At 54.0% G+C, this 21,940-nt stretch carries 18 protein-coding genes and 1 tRNA gene; 12 read left to right on the top strand and 7 right to left on the bottom strand.

The genetic code is table 11. From position 1 onward, the window contains the following. Positions 1–85: 85 nt before the first annotated feature. Together NFU03_RS10560 and NFU03_RS10565 are read left to right on the top strand one after the other, a co-directional pair. Positions 86–595: a helix-turn-helix domain-containing protein gene (locus NFU03_RS10560; RefSeq protein ID WP_251638498.1), complete on the top strand. Its 510-nt coding sequence runs from the start codon at positions 86–88 to the stop codon at positions 593–595. Positions 596–734: 139 nt separating this feature from the next. Continuing rightward, entirely contained in the window at positions 735–1,712 is a 978-nt protein-coding gene (locus tag NFU03_RS10565; RefSeq protein WP_251638499.1) for a zinc-binding dehydrogenase, read from the top strand. Positions 1,713–1,757: 45 nt separating this feature from the next. Here the strand turns inward: NFU03_RS10565 and NFU03_RS10570 are convergent, their stop codons facing one another. Then, the gene (locus NFU03_RS10570) at positions 1,758–3,455 is read right to left on the bottom strand and encodes a M3 family oligoendopeptidase (RefSeq protein WP_251638500.1); all 1,698 of its coding nucleotides are present in this window, start codon (positions 3,453–3,455) and stop codon (positions 1,758–1,760) included. A gap of 194 nt (positions 3,456–3,649) precedes the next feature. Here NFU03_RS10570 and NFU03_RS10575 point away from each other — a divergent pair, with 194 nt between their 5' ends. Both NFU03_RS10575 and NFU03_RS10580 read left to right on the top strand, forming a co-directional pair. Further along, positions 3,650–3,961 (top strand): DUF6509 family protein, encoded by a 312-nt coding sequence (locus tag NFU03_RS10575; RefSeq protein ID WP_251638501.1) that lies wholly within the window; start codon positions 3,650–3,652, stop codon positions 3,959–3,961. Positions 3,962–4,099: 138 nt separating this feature from the next. Further along, the gene (locus NFU03_RS10580) at positions 4,100–5,083 is read left to right on the top strand and encodes an NAD(P)/FAD-dependent oxidoreductase (RefSeq protein ID WP_251638502.1); all 984 of its coding nucleotides are present in this window, start codon (positions 4,100–4,102) and stop codon (positions 5,081–5,083) included. A 63-nt stretch (positions 5,084–5,146) separates the two neighbouring features. Here the strand turns inward: NFU03_RS10580 and NFU03_RS10585 are convergent, their stop codons facing one another. Beyond that, complete coding sequence (locus tag NFU03_RS10585; protein WP_309296272.1) at positions 5,147–5,968, bottom strand: DUF368 domain-containing protein; 822 nt, start codon at positions 5,966–5,968, stop codon at positions 5,147–5,149. 144 nt (positions 5,969–6,112) lie between these two features. Continuing rightward, positions 6,113–7,084: an oxygen-dependent tRNA uridine(34) hydroxylase TrhO gene (gene trhO, locus NFU03_RS10590; RefSeq protein WP_251638503.1), complete on the bottom strand. Its 972-nt coding sequence runs from the start codon at positions 7,082–7,084 to the stop codon at positions 6,113–6,115. 277 nt (positions 7,085–7,361) lie between these two features. Between trhO and NFU03_RS10595 the strand changes: the two genes are divergently transcribed. After that, positions 7,362–8,864, top strand: a complete 1,503-nt coding sequence (locus tag NFU03_RS10595; protein ID WP_251638504.1) for a polysaccharide deacetylase family protein — start codon at positions 7,362–7,364, stop codon at positions 8,862–8,864. A gap of 83 nt (positions 8,865–8,947) precedes the next feature. On the opposite strand, the gene NFU03_RS10600 is transcribed toward NFU03_RS10595, so the two are convergent. Beyond that, positions 8,948–10,426, bottom strand: a complete 1,479-nt coding sequence (locus NFU03_RS10600) for a catalase (protein WP_251638506.1) — start codon at positions 10,424–10,426, stop codon at positions 8,948–8,950. Positions 10,427–10,742: 316 nt separating this feature from the next. Here NFU03_RS10600 and NFU03_RS10605 point away from each other — a divergent pair, with 316 nt between their 5' ends. From NFU03_RS10605 to NFU03_RS10625, 5 genes are all read left to right on the top strand, one after another. Then, positions 10,743–12,146, top strand: coding sequence for a cytochrome ubiquinol oxidase subunit I (locus NFU03_RS10605; protein ID WP_251638508.1), 1,404 nt, complete (start codon positions 10,743–10,745; stop codon positions 12,144–12,146). Beyond that, positions 12,133–13,149, top strand: a complete 1,017-nt coding sequence (cydB, locus tag NFU03_RS10610) for a cytochrome d ubiquinol oxidase subunit II (RefSeq protein ID WP_251638510.1) — start codon at positions 12,133–12,135, stop codon at positions 13,147–13,149. Before NFU03_RS10605 ends, cydB begins: the two co-directional genes overlap by 14 nt. Further along, positions 13,149–14,873 (top strand): thiol reductant ABC exporter subunit CydD, encoded by a 1,725-nt coding sequence (gene cydD / locus NFU03_RS10615; RefSeq protein ID WP_251638512.1) that lies wholly within the window; start codon positions 13,149–13,151, stop codon positions 14,871–14,873. The genes cydB and cydD overlap by 1 nt, the downstream gene beginning before the upstream one ends. Then, positions 14,870–16,612, top strand: coding sequence for a thiol reductant ABC exporter subunit CydC (gene cydC, locus NFU03_RS10620; RefSeq protein ID WP_251638514.1), 1,743 nt, complete (start codon positions 14,870–14,872; stop codon positions 16,610–16,612). Before cydD ends, cydC begins: the two co-directional genes overlap by 4 nt. 170 nt (positions 16,613–16,782) lie before the next feature. Next, on the top strand, positions 16,783–18,972 hold the full coding sequence (locus NFU03_RS10625) for a bifunctional diguanylate cyclase/phosphodiesterase (RefSeq protein WP_251638516.1): 2,190 nt from the start codon (positions 16,783–16,785) through the stop codon (positions 18,970–18,972). A 46-nt stretch (positions 18,973–19,018) separates the two neighbouring features. Here NFU03_RS10625 and NFU03_RS10630 read toward each other — a convergent pair whose 3' ends face one another. After that, the gene (locus NFU03_RS10630; protein ID WP_251638518.1) at positions 19,019–19,507 is read right to left on the bottom strand and encodes a DedA family protein; all 489 of its coding nucleotides are present in this window, start codon (positions 19,505–19,507) and stop codon (positions 19,019–19,021) included. A gap of 15 nt (positions 19,508–19,522) precedes the next feature. Continuing rightward, entirely contained in the window at positions 19,523–20,323 is an 801-nt protein-coding gene (gene asd, locus NFU03_RS10635) for an archaetidylserine decarboxylase (protein ID WP_251638520.1), read from the bottom strand. Between the two features lie 45 nt (positions 20,324–20,368). On the opposite strand from asd, the gene pssA reads away from it, so the two are divergent. Continuing rightward, positions 20,369–20,902 carry a CDP-diacylglycerol--serine O-phosphatidyltransferase gene (gene pssA / locus NFU03_RS10640; protein WP_251638522.1) on the top strand — a complete coding sequence of 178 codons (534 nt, stop codon included), beginning with the start codon at positions 20,369–20,371 and terminating at the stop codon, positions 20,900–20,902. Positions 20,903–21,000: 98 nt separating this feature from the next. Beyond that, positions 21,001–21,088: transfer RNA gene (locus NFU03_RS10645), tRNA-Ser, on the top strand. A 168-nt stretch (positions 21,089–21,256) separates the two neighbouring features. Here NFU03_RS10645 and NFU03_RS15775 read toward each other — a convergent pair. Then, positions 21,257–21,652 carry a tyrosine-type recombinase/integrase gene (locus NFU03_RS15775; protein ID WP_398290208.1) on the bottom strand — a complete coding sequence of 132 codons (396 nt, stop codon included), beginning with the start codon at positions 21,650–21,652 and terminating at the stop codon, positions 21,257–21,259. Between the last annotated feature and the right edge of the window lie 288 nt (positions 21,653–21,940).

Below are 21,940 nucleotides of genomic sequence, written 5' to 3' on the forward strand. Positions count from 1 at the left end.
ACAGATTTATTGAAAAAATAATAGATTGACAAACTAAGAAAAATGAAAAATAATAGAATGAGAGAGTGGAAGAGGAGGATTTTCAGTGAACGAGTGGAGTAAGGAAGCATTTGGAAACAGGTTAAAAGAACTAAGGGAACAGCGCGGTCTGTCGATGATGGCATTCGGAGCCGCAATCGGTACATCCGCCAGCCGGATCAAAGACTGGGAAAAAGGGAAAAACGCGCCGTCAGCAGCCTGGGTTGCTAAAATTTCGGAGCGCTTCAATATATCGACGGATGAGCTGATCATGGGGGATTCCAAAAAATCACCAGCATTCAGCCAGTCGAACAGTGCCGCAGCGGAGCCGCTGTATGAACGCTTGCGCGAAACGCTGGTCGTCGACGGATTCGCTGACGAAGCCGACGAAGAAACGGATGAACTATACTCAAAATTGGATGAAGCCAACAAAGCCCGCTACCGCAGCGGCAAAGGCCGCCGTCTTGCAGAACGGGAAATGCTGAATCTCATGACGCAGCTTCCGAAAAAGGATGTCCTGGAGCTGCTCGAGCTCGCCAAGCTGAAATGCCGCTGCCAGAAACCGGCAGGAAACTGAATCGCAAGATACTGACACAACAGATGATGCCGTCTGTTGTGTTTTGTTTTGGAGTTCAGCGGAGATGCGCTATGATAGTGACAGTGAAGAAAATTCTCACAAATCATGTGCGCAGGCAGGAAGGATGGTAGATTACAATATGAAAGCTATAATCCATGGAGAGTCAGGACTTCGCGCCGGCAGTATGCCGGATCCGGAAGCAGGCAGCGGGGAGGTCGTCGTTTCGCTGAGAACGGCAGGACTGAATCGCCGGGACCTTTACATACCGGCACGGCGGAACCATAAAGGGGACGACCTCGTGCTTGGTTCCGACGGGGCGGGGGTAATCGAACAGGTCGGTGCAGAAGTGACCGGATGGAAAGTGGGCGACGAAGTGCTCATCAATCCGTCCATCGGCTGGTTCAAAAATACAGCCGCCTCGCCTGAAGGCTTCAGCCCGCTCGGCATGCCGGACGACGGGACCTTTGCAGAGAAGATCGCCATTTCGGCGGAGCAGCTGGAACCGCGGCCGCAATCGCTGTCGTGGGAAGAGTCGGCGTGCATCGGGCTCGCAGGACTGACGGGATACCGGGCACTCGTGACACAGGGCCGGGTTCAAAAAGGTGATACTGTTTTCCTGCCGGGTGCAGGAAGCGGGGTGGCGACCTTCATCATCCAGTTCGCGAAAGCGAAAGGGGCGCGGGTGATCGTAACATCGCGCAGTGAAGCGAAGCGCAAGGCGGCTCTCAGGCTCGGCGCCGACCGGGCGATCGACACGAATGCCGATTGGAAGGAAGAATTGAAAGATGAAACGATCGATCTCGTCATCGAGAGTGTCGGGCGGGCGACGTTCAACCGGTCGCTCGATCTGTTGAAGAGCGGGGGGCGCCTCGTCGTCTTCGGCGCGACGACGGAGGACACCGTCGATATCGATCTGCGCTCGCTGTTCAACAAACAGCAGGAAATCATCGGTTCCATGATGGGCAGCCGGGAAGAACTGCGCGACATGCTCGCCTTCTCGGAACAGCACGGGGTCCGGCCTGTCATCGACGAGGTTCTGCCGCTCAAGGAAGCCCTCGAAGGATTCAAAATGCTTGAAGACAGCAGTCAGTTCGGCAAAATTGTCTTCACCATATAACAACAGCCCGCCTCCTCATTTCACGAGGAGGCGGGCTGTTCTTCATTATAGGGATTTGTCGTCGACTGCGTTCAGCCAATTCTCGATCGTCCCGACGACGGATTCGACACAGCCGTCATCGAACGGGGAGATCAGATTCGCGGCTTCCACGAGTTCCGTGAAGGACTTGGAGCCGCCGAGTCTGCATAGGCGGGTATAATCATTCCATGCCGCTTCGTGATCTTCCTGGTCTTTCTTCCAGAACTGGAACGCACAGATCTGTGCAAGCGTGTAATCGATATAGTAGAACGGGATTTCGTAAATGTGCGCCTGACGTTGCCAGATGCCGCCGCTTTCCAAATAGGGATTACCGTCATAGTCGCGGTTCGGCAAGTAGATCTGCTCGATCCGTTTCCATGCCGCTTTCCGCTCGGCCGGCGTCATTTCCGGATTGTCATACACTTCATGCTGGAATTCATCGACCGCCACGCCGTACGGCAGGAACAGCAGGCCGCTGCTCAGATGGGAAAACTTGTACTTCTCGGTCTCTTCCCGGAAGAACAGTTCCATCCATGGCCATGTGAAGAACTCCATGCTCATCGAATGGATCTCCGCGCCCTCGCTCGTCGGCCAGACGTATTCCGGAATGCCGATGTTACGGCTCGAGTAGACCTGGAACGCATGCCCCGCTTCGTGCGTCAGCACATCGATATCGCCAGACGTCCCGTTGAAGTTGGAGAAGATGAACGGCGAATCATAGTTATCGATGAACGTACAGTATCCGCCGGCTTCCTTGCCTTTTTTCGCGACAAGATCGAGCAGGTTCTTCTCGGTCATATATGTGAAGAATTCATCGGTTTCCAGTGAAAGTTCCCGGTACATTTCTTTCCCCTGCTCGATGATCCAGTCCGGAGACCCTTTCGGCACGGCATTCCCCGTCAAGTAGTCGAGCGACTGGTCATAGAACTTCAGGGAATCGACACCGATCCGGGCAGCCTGGCGTTCGTACAGCTTATTTGCGACCGGAACGATATAGTCACGCACCTGATCACGGAATTTCTTCACCATGGAAGCGTCGTATCCGATCCGCGACATGCGGACGTAGCCGAGCTCTGTGAAGGAGGAGAACCCTAGCTTCTTCGCGATCTCGTCCCGCAGCTTGACGAGCTGATCATAGATGCCGTCAAATTTCTCTTCGTGCTGCTCATAAAAAGAGTATTGTGCAGTCATTGCCTGTTTCCGGATATCGCGATCAGTCGATTCCGTATAGGGACCGAGCTGCGCAAGCGTCAGCTTCTTACCATCGAAGTCGATCTGGGCGGATGCCACGAGTTTGGCATACTCCGACGTCAGTTTGTTCTCCTGCTGCAGCAGTGGCAGGACTTCCGGTGAAAATGCACGGATTTCGTTTTCCGCCAGGGCGAACAGCTGCGCTCCCCACTGTTCTTCCAGCTCCTTGCGGAAACCGGAGGAAATCAGGGCTTTGTAAAACTCTGTCGTCAGCCCTTGGAACTCAGGGCTCACTTCGTCGAAATAATCCCGTTCCTTCTGATAGAACTCATCGTTCGTATCGATGGACGAACGGATGTATGCAAGATTTAGCTGCGTCGAGTAATCGTTCCGGATTGCGTTGATCTCGCAGATTACCTCGTTCTGCGCTTCGTATGTCGCCGCATTCTTGAACCTATCCAGCAATTCAGTGAATTCGGTTTTGATCTCGTCCATCTCGGGACGGGCATATTGGTAGTCTTCAAATGGAATCATCATGTACCTCCGCTCTGTAAAATGGATAACCTCTTCTATTGTTATCGAAATTGCGGCAAAAAGCAAAAGGCAGACGTGCAAATCATCCACTTTTTTTGTGAGGGTGTATAAGTGTCCAGCACCCTGCCATCGTGGTATGATGAAAACAGAAGAAGGAACTGCAAAAATGAACAATAAGGGGAACGGACTTACTTATGGAAATCAAACAATACACGAAAACAGAACTGATCGACCCGACAGGCATCCTGGACGGCAGAAGGTATGAGTTTTTCCTATTTATCGACTTCGACGAAGAGGACGAGTTGGCGGAGGAAGAAGCGGGCGGCATCCGCACCGTCTACATCCAGGAAGAAGGGCGCAGCCGGATCACCGGTACGTACTTTTTCAAGAAAGAGACCGAGGAAGCACTGGATTTCGAGCTGGAGGAAGAGGAAGAGGCAGCTGTTCTGGCATTTTGCGGAAACCATGCTGACGACACGGCCGACTTATCGCAGCCTGAGGGATAAAGAGCGGATTCTGCGGTCAAATCACGTGATATTCTGCAGGGAATAGTGGATAATGAAGTCAGAACCGAATGCCTGGACAATGTCCTGCGGGCAACGTCCGGACGTTCTGCAAAATCTTTTAGTAATGGAGTGTTTGCAATGGATCAGGAAATCGTGGATATAACAATAATAGGCGGGGGGCCGACCGGTCTGTTCGCTTCTTTCTACGCAGGCATGCGGGAAATGTCGGTGAAGATCATAGACAGCCTGCCGCAGTTGGGCGGGCAGCTGATCGAGCTGTATCCGGACAAGTACATCTATGATGTCGGCGGATTCCCGAAAATCCTGGCGAAGGACCTCGTCGCAAATCTCGTGACACAGGCGCATCACTCGAAGCCGGAAATCCTTCTCGGCGAAGCGGCACTGTCCGCAACACGCGAGGGCGACCATTTCGTCCTGAAGACGGACAAAGGCACACACTTGACGCGCACCATCCTGCTGACTGCCGGAATCGGAGCCTTCCAGCCGCGCAAGATCGGTATCGAAGAGGAAGCACACTTCGAAGAGAGCACCCTCCACTACGGCATCAAAGACTTGGCACTTTTCAAAGATGAACGCGTACTCGTCTGCGGCGGCGGCGACTCGGCTGTCGACTGGGCGCTCATGCTCGAAGACATCGCTGAAAGCGTCACGCTTGTCCACCGCCGGGAGCGGTTCACAGCACACGAAACAAGCGTCAATCAGCTGATGGAGTCGAAAGTGAATGTCCTGACATCCCGCTCGGTGAAGTCCATCAAAGGGGAAGACGGAAAGCTGCACGAAGTACAGATCGTCCACAAAGACGGTACGGAAGAAGTTCTGCCGATGGATCATGTCGTCGTCAACTACGGCAATATCTCCTCGCTCGGCCCGATCAAGGAATGGGGTCTTGAGATGGATAAGAACTCGATCGTCGTCAATACCCGCATGGAGACGAACATCGAAGGGATCTATGCAGCCGGGGATGTTACGAACTATGACGGCAAAGTGAAGCTCATTGCAGTCGGCCTCGGCGAAGCGCCGATTGCCGTCAACAATGCAAAAGCTTATCTTGATCCGAAAGCACGCGTACAGCCGCTGCACAGCACGAGCGTCTTTTCATAAGCGGTATCCCGCGCATAAACAAAAAAAGCTGCTGCCCGACCAAATTGGCCGGGCGGCAGCTTTTTACTGTTTTTCGGTTTCTTCCTGAGGGCTGAACAGGTTCGAGACGAGCAGGCCCATGACGAGTGCAACTCCACTCATGACGAATGGCGTGCCGCTCTCCGGCACACCGGGATAGATGACGAAAATCGAACCGATGATCAGGCCGATGATGACGGCGAACGTCAGCGTCGCATAGCGGCTGAGCAGAAGGTGGATCACTTTGCTGCTGATCACGAACCCGGTGATCACGCCGAGTCCGATCACGGCCATCACTGGTATATTGAAATTGGACAGAGCGCCAATCGCAGTCGAGTAGAACCCGAGAAGCAGCAGGACGAACGACCCGCTGATGCCAGGCAGCAGCATCGCCGTGCTCGCTGCCCAGCCCGCCAGAAACAGTAGTATGGTCCGCGACGGCGTCAGAGACGTGATGACATCACGATCCGCAGGGGAGATGAAGCCGGTAGACGCCAGCAGTGCACCGACGATGAGCAGTACGGCGACATGCTGCAACTTGAATGACGACTTCACGTCCGCCTGGCGGAACATGAACGGCAGAATGCCGATGATCAGACCCATGAAGAAGAATTGTGTCGGGGCATGATAATGTTTCAGCAAGTAGCTGATGACCCGGCTGAACAGCAGCAGTGCTGCAGCCATCCCGGCACCGAGGGGCAGCAGGAAGCCGATATGTTTACGCCACTCCCTGCTGAAGAACCCGCTGATCGATGTGAGAAGGCGGTCATAGATGCCGAGCATGAACGCGATCGTCCCTCCGCTCACTCCGGGTATCAGATCACTGATCCCCATCAAAAAACCTTTATAAATATTTTTCCATTCCATTCAAAATGCCTCCAATAGCATACTAAACAGTCGACGCTGCAAGTCTCTGAAATGTTCCCGAGACCCATAAGGACAGCCCCGCGCAACAGGCATGGAAAAGCGCATAGCCGGTTGGAGCCGTCTATGCGCCAGAAACCATTTGAATTACGCGTGTGCTGCAGAACGATGAGCATCCAGCTTCGCCAGACGTTCTTCGAATTCCTCTCTTGTCAGGTTTTGCTCAGCGGCGTAGCGGTTGCGGGGGTGGGTCCGGCATTCATCCGAACAGCTGCGCATGTAAAGATATTCGTTCTCTTCGGAAGCGAGGATCTTTGCGTTGCACTCCGGATTTGCACAGTTCACATACCGTTCGCAAGGCGTGCCGTCGAAATGATCACGGCCGACGACGACATGTTCCACTTGGTTGACCGGAACTGCAATGCGCTCATCGAACACATAGCACTGTCCGTCCCACAGCTGACCTTTTGCAACAGGATCTTTTCCGTATGTGACGATTCCGCCGTGAAGCTGACCGACATCTTCAAATCCTTCACGCTTGAGCCAGCCTGTGAATTTCTCACAGCGGATGCCGCCGGTGCAGTACGCCAGCACTTTCTTGCCTTCCAGCTGTTCCTTGTTGTCACGCACCCATTCAGGGAGATCCCGGAAATTCTCGATATCCGGACGGATTGCGCCGCGGAAGTGTCCGAGATCATACTCGTAATCGTTCCGGGCATCGATGACAACTGTATCTTCTTCCTGCATCTGCTCGAAAAACTGTTCAGGGCTCAAATATGTGCCTGTCAATTCGAGGGGATCGACGTCGTCACTCAAGCTCAGATTGACGATCTCTTTGCGGGGACGCACGTGCATCTTCTTGAACGCGTGGCCGTCCGCTTCGTCGATTTTGAACCAGAGATCCGCAAACCGCTCGTCCTGGTGCATATGTTCCATATAGGCATCCGTCTGCTCGATCGTTCCGGAGCATGTTCCGTTGATGCCTTCTCCGCCGATTAGGATCCGGCCTTTCAGCCCGAGTTCCTTACAGAACTGCAGATGTTCTGCAGCCAGTGTTTCAGGGTCTTCGATCGTGACGTACTTGTAGAAAAGGAGTACTCGGTAATTTTTGTTTTCCATTTGTGTCAACCACCTTCTGTTTTTTCACTTTGCAATAGGGTAAAACAGTCGGCCCGGTGCTATTTACAGTTTTTTTCCACGAAAAAGCTGCCCGCATATGCAAGATCCGGGTCCCCAACAGTATATCACAAAACACCTATCGGAAAAAGTGAAGAAATATCGACAGGAAAACAATTGTATTCTAGTAATAATTGTACTAGTATTTAAGGTATACATATCCAGCTGGAGAGATGCGCATTTTCACGGAAAGTAAGCAGGAGAAGGAGTCATTCGAGCAATGAAAAAAAGGGTTGGCGGCGGAAGGTTCAAGTTGATCGATGTATTGTTGACGACGATTATCATTTTTTTGGCGATGACAGCACTGCTGATCATCTTTGCAGACACGAAGAACGGGCAGAACGTGAAGTCGGCTAAAAGTCCGGGTGCGATATCGGACAAAGTCAAAGTCGACAAGGCCGACTCGAATTTCGAAGGCATCCGGATCATCACAGAAACGTCCAATGATCCGCTGGCGAAATTCGCCATCCAATACCCCCAGAGTGACAGCCCGGAATTCAACGAACAGGTGAAGTCATTCATCACGGAAGCGAAAAATTCGTATTTGAAAGCCATGGGCGAGCTTACGAAAACCGATAACAAGAAACGGAGCGAATTGAACATCTCCTTTGACACCCATATGGACCGGAAAGGGAACTATTCGTTCGTTCTGAAGAACAACGAGACGCTGCGGGGGACGAAAAAACCCGCCGAAATCGAGACGTTCCATCTGAATCCGAAAACAGGGACCGTCATGGAGATTGAGACCGTCTTCAAGAATGAAAGCCCGGTAGTCCGGGAAGTGACGAACCGCGTGAGAAAGACACTCTCATCCACGGAGAAGCTGCAGGAAGGCCTCATCGCCGATAAGGCACAGATCCGGACAGAGCCCGAATGGCGGAACTACAAAAACTTTGCGCTGACGGATAAGGAGATCATCTTCTATTTTGAGAGCGGATCGCTGAAAGACGAATCGGCAGGCACCCAGGCTGCAAAGATCCCGATCGAAGACATGAACGACCTGCTGAAACCGGAATTCCAGGTCGCTACCGCGTCGGCGGATAAGACGGACGGAACCATGGGAAGCAAGTCTCCGAGTGACGGGAAAGAACAGCCCGAAGCGGGGGAAACGGCAGGCGGTGAAGACGGTACGGAACCCGGAAACGGAGCGGGTGAGCAGCCCGGACAGCCTCAGGTCAAACGGGTGGCACTCACATTCGATGACGGACCCGATCCGAAATCGACTGCCCAGATCCTGGAAATCCTGAAAAAGTACGATGCGAAGGCGACATTCTTCATGCTTGGCAGCCGGGTGGAGTACTATCCGGACATGGCGAAAGCTGTGAAAGCGGCAGGACATGAGATCGGCAACCATTCATGGAACCATCCCGATCTGAGCAAGATGCCGCTGCCGAAAGCGCTGGAGGAGATCAACCGGACGAGGGATATCATCCTGAAAGTGACCGGTGAGAAGCCGACTGTGTTTCGGCCGCCATACGGGGCGTATACCGAACAGCTGAGCAAGCAGACAATACCGCCCATCAAACTGTGGACGGTCGACACGCTGGACTGGAAATACCGTGATGCCGGCAAGCTGCTGGAAGAAGTGAAGAAGTCGACGCACGATGGCAGTACGATCCTCATGCATGACATCCATCAGTCCACTGCGGACGGTCTTGACAGTGTCATGGCCTATCTGAAAGGCGAAGGGTATACATTCGTCACCGTATCGGAGATGAAGTGAATACAAAAAGCAGTCCCGCAAGACCGATCGAGGTCTCGCAGGGCTGCTTTTTCGTTTTTCACCTATTTGTATCGTTCTGCGTATCAGTCGACAAGGACATCGCTCATCGGAATACCGAGCGCGGCTGCGACCCCTTCGCCGTATGCCGGATCCGCCAGGTAGCAGTGTTTTACGTGACGGAGTTTGATCTCTTTCGGCGCGTCGCCCATATTGTCCGCAGTGTTGCGGAACAGACGCTCCTTCTCCCCGTCATCCATCAGGTTGAACAGTTTTCCGGGCTGTGTGAAGTAGTCGTCGTCGTCTTCCCGGAAGTTCCAGTGGTCCGCTGCGCCGTGCAGTTTCAATGGCGGTTCACGGAAGTCCGGCTGTTCCTGCCACTCGCCGAAGCTGTTCGGTTCATACGACGTCCGGCTTCCGTGGTTGCCGTCCACGCGCATCTGACCATCGCGGTGGAAGCTGTGGAACGGACATTTCGGCGCGTTCACCGGAATCTGATGGTGATTGACGCCTAGACGGTAGCGCTGGGCGTCGCCGTAAGAGAACAGGCGCGCCTGGAGCATTTTGTCCGGGGAGAAGCTGATGCCCGGTACGATCGCTGCAGGCGTGAACGCAGCCTGTTCGACTTCCGCAAAGTAGTTTTCCGGATTGCGGTTCAGTTCGAACTCACCGACTTCGATAAGGGGGAAGTCGCCTTTGTACCAGACCTTCGTCAGATCGAACGGGTTGTACGGCATGTTCGCCGCTTCTTCCTCGGTCATGACCTGGATGTACATCTTCCATTTCGGGAAGTCCCCGTTATCGATGCTCTCCAGCAGATCGCGCTGGTGGCTTTCACGGTCCGTTGCAATCGTCGCTGCCGCTTCCTCATCCGTCAGGTTCTCGATGCCCTGCTGGGAACGGAAGTGGAATTTCACGTAATACCGCTCATTATCGGCGTTGATCATACTGTACGTATGGCTGCCGAATCCATGCATATGGCGGTACGTGCGCGGGATGCCGCGGTCACTCATGACGATTGTGATCTGGTGAAGGGCTTCCGGCAGGGACGTCCAGAAATCCCAGTTGTTCCTCGGACTCCTCAAGTTCGTCCGCGGATCGCGTTTCACCGCGTGATTCAAGTCCGGGAACTGGAGCGGGTCACGGAAGAAGAAGACAGGCGTATTATTGCCGACGAGGTCCCAGTTGCCTTCCTCGGTATAGAACTTCAGTGCGAACCCGCGGATGTCGCGCTCTGCGTCCGCAGCCCCCCGTTCGCCGGCCACTGTCGAGAACCGAGCGAACATCTCTGTCTGCTTGCCGATCTCCGAGAACAGTTTCGCTTTTGTATACTTCGTAATATCATTCGTTACGGTGAAGGTGCCGTATGCAGCAGACCCTTTTGCGTGCATGCGCCGTTCCGGAATCACTTCGCGGTCGAAGTGAGCGAGTTTCTCGATGAGCCATACATCTTGTAAGAGGAGCGGTCCCCGCGGTCCTGCTGACATCGAGTTCTGATTATCAACTACAGGTGCTCCGGCAGCCGTCGTCAGCTTCCGGTTGTTATCATTCTCATTTCTATTCATCTCAATTCCTCCTGTTTGATCATTTGTGACGCTATGGACTCAATATAGCAGACAGTTTGCTAGATAGCCAGCAATTTGTTTATAATCATTATTGTTAAGTACGAATTATCGTTAAGAGATTCCGTGATAAGAGTTTTTCTAAACTGATAGCCGCGAAATCGCTTACACAGCGGCTTGTGACAACATTCCAACAAACCCCCTCGAAAACAGCCTGAAGTTTTGAGCTTTGTAACAGATCGTCCGCGGATTGCTCACAAAGTAATTTAACTTCTAATTTATAATAGAGGCAGATCAAGATTGAGGGGGAGAGGTAGAGATGGAAGAGGTTTTGCTGTCCAGGATCCAGTTCGCTTCGACGACGTTGTTTCACTTCATATTCGTTCCGTTGTCGATCGGGCTGGCGCTGATCATCGCGATCATGCAAACACTTTACGTAGTGAAGAAAAAAGAGATCTATATGAAGATGACCAAGTTTTGGAGCGTTTTTTTCCTCATCAACTTTGCAATCGGGGTCGTCACAGGGATCTTCCAGGAATTCCAATTCGGCATGAACTGGTCCGCGTATTCCCGATTCGTCGGCGACATTTTCGGAGCGCCGCTTGCTGTGGAAGCGCTCCTTGCGTTCTTCCTGGAGTCCACATTCATCGGGATCTGGATCTTCGGGGCCGACAAACTATCGAAGAAACTGCACTTGGCTTCAATTTGGCTCGTATCCATCGGAACCGTGCTGTCGGCGTTCTGGATTCTGGCTGCGAACTCATTCATGCAGAATCCGGTCGGCTATGTATTGCAGAACGGCCGTGCGGAGATGAATGATATCATCGCCCTGCTGACGAACGAAAAACTGTGGGTCGCATTCCCGCATACGATCTTCGGCAGTATCGCGACAGGCGCCTTCTTCGTCATCGGCGTCAGTGCGTTCTATCTATTGAAGGAACGCCAAGTCGACTTCTTCAGGAAATCGATGACGATCGGCCTGCTCGTCGGACTTGTCGGCGGCATGGGTCTTGCCTTCACCGGCCACTCGCAAGCGCAGTACCTCATGCATGCACAGCCGATGAAGATGGCGGCTGCGGAAGGTCTCTGGGAAGACAGCGGGGATCCGGCTGCCTGGACGGTCATTGCGAAAATCGATTCGAAGGACCGCATTACGACAGGTCGGATCGAAATTCCGTATTTGCTCAGTTATCTGTCCTACAATGAATTCTCAGGCAAAGTATTGGGCATGGACACACTGAACAAGCAGATGATCGAGAAATACGGCGAGGGAGATTATATCCCCCCTGTCAAAACGACGTTCTGGAGTTTCCGTATCATGGCGGGAACAGGCGGAGCGCTAGTTGGTGCGAGCCTGCTCGGACTGCTGCTGCTGTTCCGAAAGAAGATCGCTTCCTCGACGCTGTATTTGAAACTGATGATCCCGGTCATCTTCCTGCCGTTCATCGGCAACTCGTTCGGCTGGATCATGTCCGAGATGGGACGCCAGCCATGGGTCGTCAACGGGCTCATGAAGACGGCGGATGCCATATCACCGAACGTGTCGGCGGGCAGCATCCTGTTCTCCCTCATTTCGTTTTCAACGATCTACACGATCCTTGGCATCATCATGGTTGTGCTGTTCGTGAAAGTGATCCAGCGCGGACCGGAAGAACGCAAGAAACAAGATGTTTCGATAACGGACCCATTTAATGTAGGAGGCGTGGCAGATGGCACTAAGTGACTTGTGGTTTGTGTTGATCGCTGTTTTGTTCATCGGGTTCATCTTCCTGGAAGGCTTCGACTTCGGTGTCGGGATGAGCCTGAAGTTCCTCGCTAAAGATGAGAGGGACAAACGGATTCTCATCCATACGATCGGACCTGTTTGGGATGCGAACGAAGTGTGGCTCATCACGGCGGGCGGTGCGATGTTCGCAGCGTTCCCTCATTGGTATGCGACGGTGTTCAGCGGTTATTACCTGCCGTTCGTCGTCCTGCTCATGGCACTCATCGCCCGGGGCGTAGCGTTCGAATTCAGGGAGAAAGTCGATTCGCCGAAATGGGTGAACGTTTGGGACTGGGCCATCTTTGCAGGGAGCACTCTCCCGCCATTCCTCCTCGGTGTGCTGTTCACGAGCATGCTGAAAGGGATGCCGGTCGATGGGGACATGAACCTGTACGCCGGTTTCCTCGATTTTGTTAACGTCTACACTGTCGTCGGCGGTATTACGTTTGTCCTGCTGTCGTACTTGCACGGTCTGCTGTTCGTTACATTGAAAACGGAAGGATCCATGCGGAAACGCGCGAAAGAGGCGGCGTTGAAGATCTATTGGGCAGCCGGTGCAAGTGTGCTCCTGTTCACCGGTTTGACGGCAGTGTACACAAATGCGTTCGCAGACCGCGGCGCAGTCCTCATTCCGCTGTTTGCTGTCGTACTTGTGCTGTATGCACTGCTTCATGGGTTCATTGCAAAAGGCCGCGAAGCGTTCAGTTTCACGATTACAGGCATCACGCTGATTGCCATCATGGCTTCGTTCTTCATCGGATTGTTCCCGAATGTCATGATCAGTACGATCGATTCCGCCTTCAATATGACGATCCGGGAAGCGGCGTCCGGCCAGTATTCCCTTAAACTTATGACGTTCGTGGCGCTGACGATGGTGCCAATCGTCATTGCGTATACGATCTGGAGCTATTACATCTTCCGCAAGCGGCTCACTGAAGACGCGGACCATCTGGAGTACTGATGGACCGGGATCTTCTGCGGTATAGCGGCAGTAAGAAAACGTTCGTGCTCATCGGGGTGCTGACCGTCGTCCAGGCGGCGGCGATCATCCTGCAGGCACTTTCGCTGTCTTCGGCCATCACCCGGATGTTCCAGGGGCTAGGATGGAAGGGGACCGCTATATCGTTCGCCGTGTTTCTCGCTGCACATGCGGTCCGCCACTTCCTCCAATGGGTGAAAGAACGGATCGCGTACCGATTCGCGGATTCCGCCGCACGCGACTGCCAGGACCGGCTCGTCGGAGCACTCCTCGAAGACGGGACCGGGATGGTCGCCAGGCAAGGTTCCGGGTCCCTGCTGACGCTTACCCTGGAAGGGATCCCGAAATTCCGCAAGTATGCCGAGCTGTTCGTTCCGCGTACGGTGACGATGGGGATTACGCCGATTGTCATCCTGCTCTACATCTTCTCGAAAGATATCATGTCGGGCGTGACGCTTGCACTCGTCATGCCGATCCTCATCGTATTCATGGTGCTGATCGGTATGCTGACACAGAAGAAAGTCGATGACCAGATGGGGACGTACCGGCAGCTGTCGAGGCACTTCGCCGACTCCATCCAGGGCATCGAGACGCTGAAATTCCTCGGCCGCAGTAAATCACATGAAAAGGCGATCGCCGAAGTGAGTGAGAAATACCGCATCGCGACGAACCGGTCGCTCCGCTATGCATTCCTGTCATCATTTGCGCTCGATTTCTTCTCAAGCCTGTCTGTCGCGCTCGTCGCGGTCGAACTCGGCCTCCGCCTCATCAACGGCGGCATCGGTCTGGAAGCGGCGCTGTTCATCCTCATACTCGCTCCGGAGTACTTCATGCCGGTGCGGGATCTCGGAAGCGACTTCCACGCAACGATGGACGGCAAGGATGCAGCGGCGGAAATCCGCAGGCTGCTGGAGGAAACAGAACAGAATACACGTAAGGACGCAGCTCCGGTGCCCGGCCTCTCGCCAAACTGGCAGTTCTCGGCTGAAGGGATCGGCAAGCAGGGCGATCACGGATCGGAAATCGTGCATGATATCCGCTTTGCGGTCTCCGGTGCGAAGAAGATCGGAATCGTCGGAGCGTCCGGTGCCGGCAAGTCGACGCTCATCGACCTGCTCGCCGGCTTCACGTCCCCTGACAGAGGGGGCTTCAAGATCGGCGGGGAAACCCGCACGACAGTTGCGCATCCATCGTGGCGGAACCAGGTGACCTATATTCCGCAGCATCCGGCGATCTTCTCGGAAACGCTTGCCGACAATATCCGGTTCTACCATCCGGAAGCGAGTGATGAAGCCGTGGGAGCGGCCGCCCGGGCTGCCGGCCTGGAAGAACTCGCTGCGGAACTTCCTCGTGGTTTCGACGAACCGATCGGCCAGGGCGGCCGGGCATTATCCGGCGGCGAAGAGCAGCGGGTCGCGATAGCGCGCGCCATGCTCGAGACGACGGACGTCCTGCTGCTGGACGAACCGACCGCCCATCTCGACATCGAGACGGAATACGAGGTCAAACAGCTGCTGCTGCCGCTGCTCGAGGGCCGGCTCGTCTTTTTCGCAACACACCGACTGCATTGGATGAACGAAATGGACTGGATCCTCGTCATGGAAAACGGACGCATCGCAGAACAGGGGACACAAGAACAGCTGACAGCCAAGGACGGCGTCTACCGCCGGCTCGTCTCTGCGCAGCGGGAAGGGATGGAACGATGAACGACATCAGACGATTTGTCATGCCGTACGTAAAGAAATACCGAAAACTCATGTCCTCGGCCGTACTGCTCGCGTTTCTGTCCCTGCTGTCGGCCGCACTGCTCATCTTCGTTTCCGGGTATTTGATCTCCCGGGCTTCGGAGAGGCCGGAGACGATCCTGCTCGTCTATGTACCGATCGTCCTCGTCCGTGCGTTCGGTCTGTCGCGCGCCGCGTTCAGCTATGCAGAGCGGCTGACGGGCCATAATGCCGTATTGAAGGTGCTCTCCGAAATGAGGGTCCGGCTGTACCGGGCACTTGAACCGCAAGCGCTGTTCATCCGTTCGCGTTTCAAGCGGGGAGACCTGCTCGGGACGCTTGCCGATGATATTGAACAGCTGCAGGACGTCTATATCCGCACAATCTTCCCGACGATCAGCGGCCTTCTCCTGTTCCTGGCGGCGACGATTTCCCTGTCGGTGTTCGATTGGAAATTCGGACTGTTCATCGGTCTCTGCCTCAGCGTCTTCGTATTCGTCTACCCATCGTTTTCACTGATCATGAAAAAGAAGCACCATCAGCAGTCGAAACGGCAGCACACAAAGCTGTACCATACGCTCGGCGACGCGGTGTACGGCATCCGCGACTGGCTCATCAGCAGCCGGTCCGCCGATTTCCTCGCCAAATTCAAATCCGAGCGGGATGCGGGTTACGCGACTGATTCCGACTTGGCCAAGTACGACAGGACACGTACACTGACGCTGCAGCTCTTGTCCGGCGCACTGACAATCACAGTCGGCATTTGGGCCGGACTGCAGGCAGCGGACGGCCTGATCGCTCCGGTCTATATTGCCGCGTTGACGCTCGTGACGATGCCTGTCATCGAAGCGCTTATCCCGATTTCAGGTGCAGTCGAGCGGATTCCGGCGTACGAAGAATCGTTCGCCCGGCTGCGCGCTGCCGAGTCACATGGCACACTACACCATACTGATGAAGAGGCGGTTGCGGACTTACCTGATTCAGTTGATATCCGGATCGAGCAGGCATCCTATGCGTACGTGCCGGGTGCGCGGAAAGCACTCGATGATCTGTCGCTTTCAATCGGGCAGGGGGAGCGGGTGGCACTTCTCGGTAAGAGCGGCGCGGGCAAATCGACGCTGCTGAACCTCATCCTCGGTGCCCTGGAACCGGACAGCGGAACGATCGCTCTCGCGGGGCACCGCCCAGCCGCATACGGCGATGGCATCCATCAGATGGTCAGTGTGCTGAACCAGAAACCGTATTTGTTCGGCACTTCGATCGAAAACAACTTGCGGCTCGGCAAACCGGATGCCACACGCTCGGAACTCGAGGCGGTCATCAGGCAGGTCGGCCTTGAAGAGTACATCCGCAGTCTGCCGGAAGGTCTGCAGACGCAGACCGAAGAAGCCGGCCGGCGATTTTCCGGAGGGGAACGGCAGCGGATTGCGCTCGCCCGGATCCTGCTCGATGACGCGCCGGTCGTCATTGTCGACGAGCCGGCAGTCGGACTCGATCCGCAGACAGAGCGGGACCTCATCCGTACGATGATGGACAGCCTGTCAGGCAAGACCGTCATCTGGATCACGCACCACCTTATGGGAATGGAACTGATGGACCGGATCATCTTCCTGGAGGAGGGCCGGATCGTCCAGCTGGGGGCGCACAATGAACTGCTGGAACAGTCCGGCAGGTACCGCCGTCTCGTCGATCTGGACAGGGGTATGGACTTCGGCGTGTGACGATACAACGGAACCGAAAGACTGCAGGCTGCCGGAAAGCGACCGGTCCGCCTGCAGTCTTTTTTTGCCCGGACTCTATCAAACTGCGGAAATAGGCCGATAGAAGAGAAGGGAAGGTATAAAGGACGAGGATAGGTGCCGAAAGTCAGGTTATCAGGGAGGATACCGCCATGAAAATGTCTAGAAAACTGCTCGCCCTCGCAGTGCTGGCAGCGGTTTTTGCAGGAAGCGTCTTCTTCCTGCAAGCCGCCTACAAAAACGACCACCAGGAAACGGCGGATGCCGTCTACAAGGAAACAGGCGAGCTCCTGGACGATATTACGAAAGAAACGAACCGGTTCGCAGATGAACGGCTCGGCGAACTCGAGCTGATGGCGAAATACATAGAAACGTTTGCGGATGATCGTGAAAAACTGCAGCATTTCCTGAAAGAACAGGACGATAAGATGCCGTTCCTAGCCGGTTTAGGGTTCATCTACCCGGACGGGGAAATCATGGCTGCGAACGGCTCGTGGTACGACATACAGGAAGAGGATGCGTTCGAGCGTGCGATGTCCGGGCAGATGACGATGACCGATCTATTCACCCTGCGTGAAAAACCGGATGTGCGTGTCACGGCCATCTCCGTGCCTGTTTGGCAAAACGGCAATGTCATCGGCGTGCTGTCAGGCGCTATCAGCCTGTCGGACATCATCCATGAGCTGATCAGCGAAACGTCCCTCGACGGCACGGTCTTTCTGCTGAAGGACGACGAGATCATCTATACATCGGATGACAGCCTGGCGAAAGACGAGCTGCTGAGCAAGCAGAACCTGATCACCCGGGGAGAGGAGTCCGCTCCAAACGGTATCATAACGGAAAACCGCAAGCGGGCACGCTATATTATGTATAAAAGGGCGTGGAACGATTGGACGGCCGCTGTGGATTCGTCCGGAAACCCGGCAATGGATTCACTCGAAGCGAAACGCTCAAATATGATCCTGGTCGGACTCGCAATCTTTCTGCTGCTCGCTTGTCTGTATGGATATTATGAACGACTCGTCAGACGGCAGCTGCGCGAAACGCGCATCGACGAATTGACCGGTCTGGGCAATGCTATGCAGATCGATGAGGATGGGCTCGCACTGCAGCGCAGCCGTAAACAGGATTACACGACGATTCTTCTCAACTTGCGCGAATTCCGGAAAGTGAATAACTGGGCAGGGTACGAAACGGGCAATGATGTCCTGGCCGAGGTGGGGAAACGGCTTAAGGCGCATATGACCGGCAAAGATAATGTATACCGGATTGGCGGCGGGGAGTTCGCTGTCGTCCTGATCGGCAGCCGGAGCCGGCAGGAAGCGGAGGCGGCAGCCGGGGAACTGATCGGCCTGTTGAAACAGCCGATTGTGCTGGACGGCATGGAACCGATCCGCCTTGATGCCTATGCGGGGATCCGTCATTACCGGAAAGAGGAGGGGGCTGCTGTACACTTTGTCAGTGAGGCAGTGTTCGCATGCCAGGAAGCGCGGCAGCAGACGGACTATCCATATGCTTATTTCACGGAGGCACTTGCTGAATTGAACAACGACCGCAAACTTTTCTCGAAAGAACTGGCGGAGGCGCTTGCGCTCGATGAATTCCGTCTCGTCTACCAGCCGATCTACAGTGTGCAGGAAGACCGTATCGTCAGTTTTGAGACGCTGCTCCGGTGGCAGTCCGCTAAATTCGGGATGGTGCGGCCGGACCAGTTCATTCCCCTGCTGGAAGAGAGCGGCATGATCCTACAGGCGGGCGACTGGATCATCGAGCAGGCAGCCCTTCAAGTGAAGGGCTGGCGGGCGCAAGGATTCCCTGAACTGTACGTGACGGTCAATGTGTCCGTCAAGCAGCTGCTCGACGATACGTTCCTGTGCCGTGTAAAGAACATCCTGTCGGAAACTGGTGCTTCGCCGGAAAGTCTCGTATTCGAGATCACGGAATCCGTCGTCGTCGAAGACAGTGAAAAAGCGCTTGCAACGGTGACGGCGCTGAACGAACTCGGCATCAGCACCGCCCTCGACGACTTCGGAACCGGCTATTCATCGCTGTCGATCCTGCGGCTGCTGCCGTTCCAGTACTTGAAAGTGGATAAGTCGTTCCTGGATGATATGACGTCAAGGGAGTCCCAGGCGGCTTCCGTCGTGAAGGGGATCATTTCCATCGCGGCCGGTCTGCGTCAGGTGACGGTCATTGAAGGTGTGGAAACCGCCGAACAGCTCGGAATTCTGAAGGAACTCGGTGCCGACCGTATCCAGGGCTACTACTTCAGCCGGCCGGTGCCGCCCGAAGATGCGTTCGACCTGCTCCGTGTATTGAAAAAGCTGCCTGCCACGGTCTGATGCTCAGACCGGGCAGGCAGCTTTTCAATTGTTATCATATTATGTGTCAATGGAACGGCCAGCCGAACAGATAGCCGAGTGTGACGCATAGTATACCGGAGACCGTCGTCCCGAGTGAGGAATAGAGCATATACCGCTTGACGGCCATGCCGCTCATTCCGGAAAAGCAGCAGACGAAGTGGCGCATGCCGGGGACGAAGAATCCGAGCGTCACCGTCCACGGACCGTACCGGCCGAACCAGCGCTCCACGCGATCCACCCGTTTCTCGGACAGTCCGACCCACTTGCCGAACCGTTCGACGAGCGGCCGGCCGATCTTCTTGCCGATCGTGTAGGTGACCAGGGTGCCGATGAACACACCGAATATCGCAATCAGAAGGGCGCTCGCGAGGCTCAGGAAACCGTGGGAAGAGAGGTAGCCGGTGAAGATGATCACCAATTCGTCCGGCATCGGCAGACCGAAAATACCAAGAGACAGGAACAGGAAAACAGCGAAATACCCATAATGGGTAATATAATCTTGGAGCATACTCATGATATCCCTCTTTTGTCAGTTCTTTGATGAATCCGCGTGCACGTGCCATCTGCCGATCGTTTCGCCTGTCCGTATGGCGCCTGCTGAAGCAAGGGAAGGGGTGAACGGTGTATCTCCTGCAACGAACAGTAAAATCGTCGAGCCGAAAGAGAAGTAACCAAAGTCCTCTCCTTTTCTCGCATTTTTGTCAGATGAATAGAGCTGTACGGAGTTTACATTAAGTGCACCGACTTTGACAAGTGCCAGTTTGTCATATTGTGAGGAAATCTCTGTAATGAGACGGTAATTCGTCTCGAATGGCCGGTCCCCGTGCGTCAGCCCGAGATTGTTCACCGGATAGGAAGCTGTTCCGAGTGCATACCGGGACGTCACCGTGCCATCTGCCGGATAGTGGAAGTGGTGATAGTCCGCAGGCGACAGGTAAAAAACGAAATAGAAACCGTCTTTATATGCAGCTGCCCTCTTTTCATCCATGAATATTTGATTTATACTGTATGTGTGGCCTTTTATTGTAAATTCATGCCCATCTTTGACCCGGCCGAAAGAGCTGGCACATCCGTCAGCGGGTGATACGAGAATATCCGGTGCAGCATCGAACGGGCGCGCATCCACGTGCAGACGGCGTGTGAAGTATGCCTGCAGGCTGCCGTAAGACGCCTGTGGGTGTTCGATTTCCGATTCATCGATCTTATAGGTTTTCGAATAGACAGGGATCAGGGTCCTGCTCAGTCGTGAGGAAGAGACCTTGCGGAGAAGGGCGGATGCATACCGGTTGCCCGTCAATTCGACAAATCGTTTCAACAGTTGTTTTTTCATGTGATTCACCATCTTTAGCTAGTATAGAATCCAAGGAGGCATAATATGTTTTCATTCCGATATTTTTATTATACTAAAGTGAAGGCCCAATTGGCGAATGCTATCACTCTCATCAACTTGAGTTTCGGGGCGATCGCCATCATTCTCATCTCGAAAGACCTGTCACATATGAGTCTTGTGTTCATCTTCCTGGCGGCGCTGTTCGACAGATTCGACGGCATGACCGCGCGTCATTTCCATACGGAATCATCATTCGGCAAAGAACTCGACTCGCTCAGTGATATCATTTCGTTCGGGATCGCACCTGCTTTGCTCATCTACCATTCGGCACTGTCGGAAATGCTGTGGGTCGGCATCGCGGCGACGATCATCTATATCGCGTCAGGCGCTGTCCGGCTCGCCCGTTACAATGTGGAAGAATTCGATGGATCGTTCCGCGGCGTACCGATCACTGCGGCAGGCGTTATCCTGACTGTCCTGTACTTCGCAATTCCGTATGTCGGAGCGCCGTATCTCGTCATGGCGATGCTGTTCCTCTCGTATGCGATGGTGAGCAACTTCAGAATTGCCAAAGTGTAAGCCTGTCTGCCGTCCGTTCCGCGAAAAAATTGCGGGGCGGGCGGTTTTTTTACTTTACGCCTGCTTTTCAATTGTGGTATACTTTTTTTCGTTCCAATGGAGACGTACCCAAGAGGCTGAAGGGGGCTGACTCGAAATCAGCTAGGGCGTGCAAGCGCCGCGGGGGTTCAAATCCTCTCGTCTCCGTAAGATGTTGACATGACGCGGTTTGTGCGTGGTGTGGTAACGGTGTGGTAACTATCGTGCCTGCAACTGCACAATCTCCGCTGTCTTGAAGTCGTCCTCCATCGAGAGGGCGGCTTCTTTTTCTGTGGACGGGAATAGATGCGATACGTGTTGAGCGTTTCGGAAACATTACTGTGACCAAGTCGAAATGATCATTCCTTTATTGATCAAATAGCAGGCGTGTGAATGGCGTACGTCATGGAGCCGTATTTTCTTCACGGCCGTTTTTTTAATGTACTGGTTGAAAATCTTCGTCAAATGCGTTTGAGAAATCCTGTCTACGTCCCGGCTGAATACCGCATGACTTGCCTTCGGTTTCTGTATCGCTTTAAACCGCTCTAGCAGGCTCATAACGTGTCGTGGAATGTGAATGTTACGAATGGATGACGGCGTCTTCGGCGTCTGTATGGTGCGCTTGTATTCCGTCTTAATGATCTCGATAGTGTCGTTCTCGAAATCCAGGTCAGCCCACGTCAGTGCTCGCAATTCAAATTGCACACGCAGACAGTGGGATCTAAAAAAGATGACTCCGGCACAATACCGGAGTCATCTTATCGCCGCCTAAGAAATAAGGGTCTTTTTATTACCTGTCCATGAAATGGGGCTCAGTTCAGTCCTTAGTTGGATGGGGCTTTTTTATATTGCACAAAAAACATTCATCTACTGTGTGATTCCATACTTACACAGAACAAGAAGAAATTAAACCCAAAGACGATTACACTTAAACAGGTGGTTGCATTTTTGTATTTGGCAAGTAGAAAATGTATGTTTCGGCAATTAAAAATGTAGGTCCTTGCCAATCATCTTGTTTTA

It is taken from the genome of Sporosarcina sp. NCCP-2716 (assembly GCF_023707985.1).
Lineage (GTDB): Bacteria > Bacillota > Bacilli > Bacillales_A > Planococcaceae > Sporosarcina.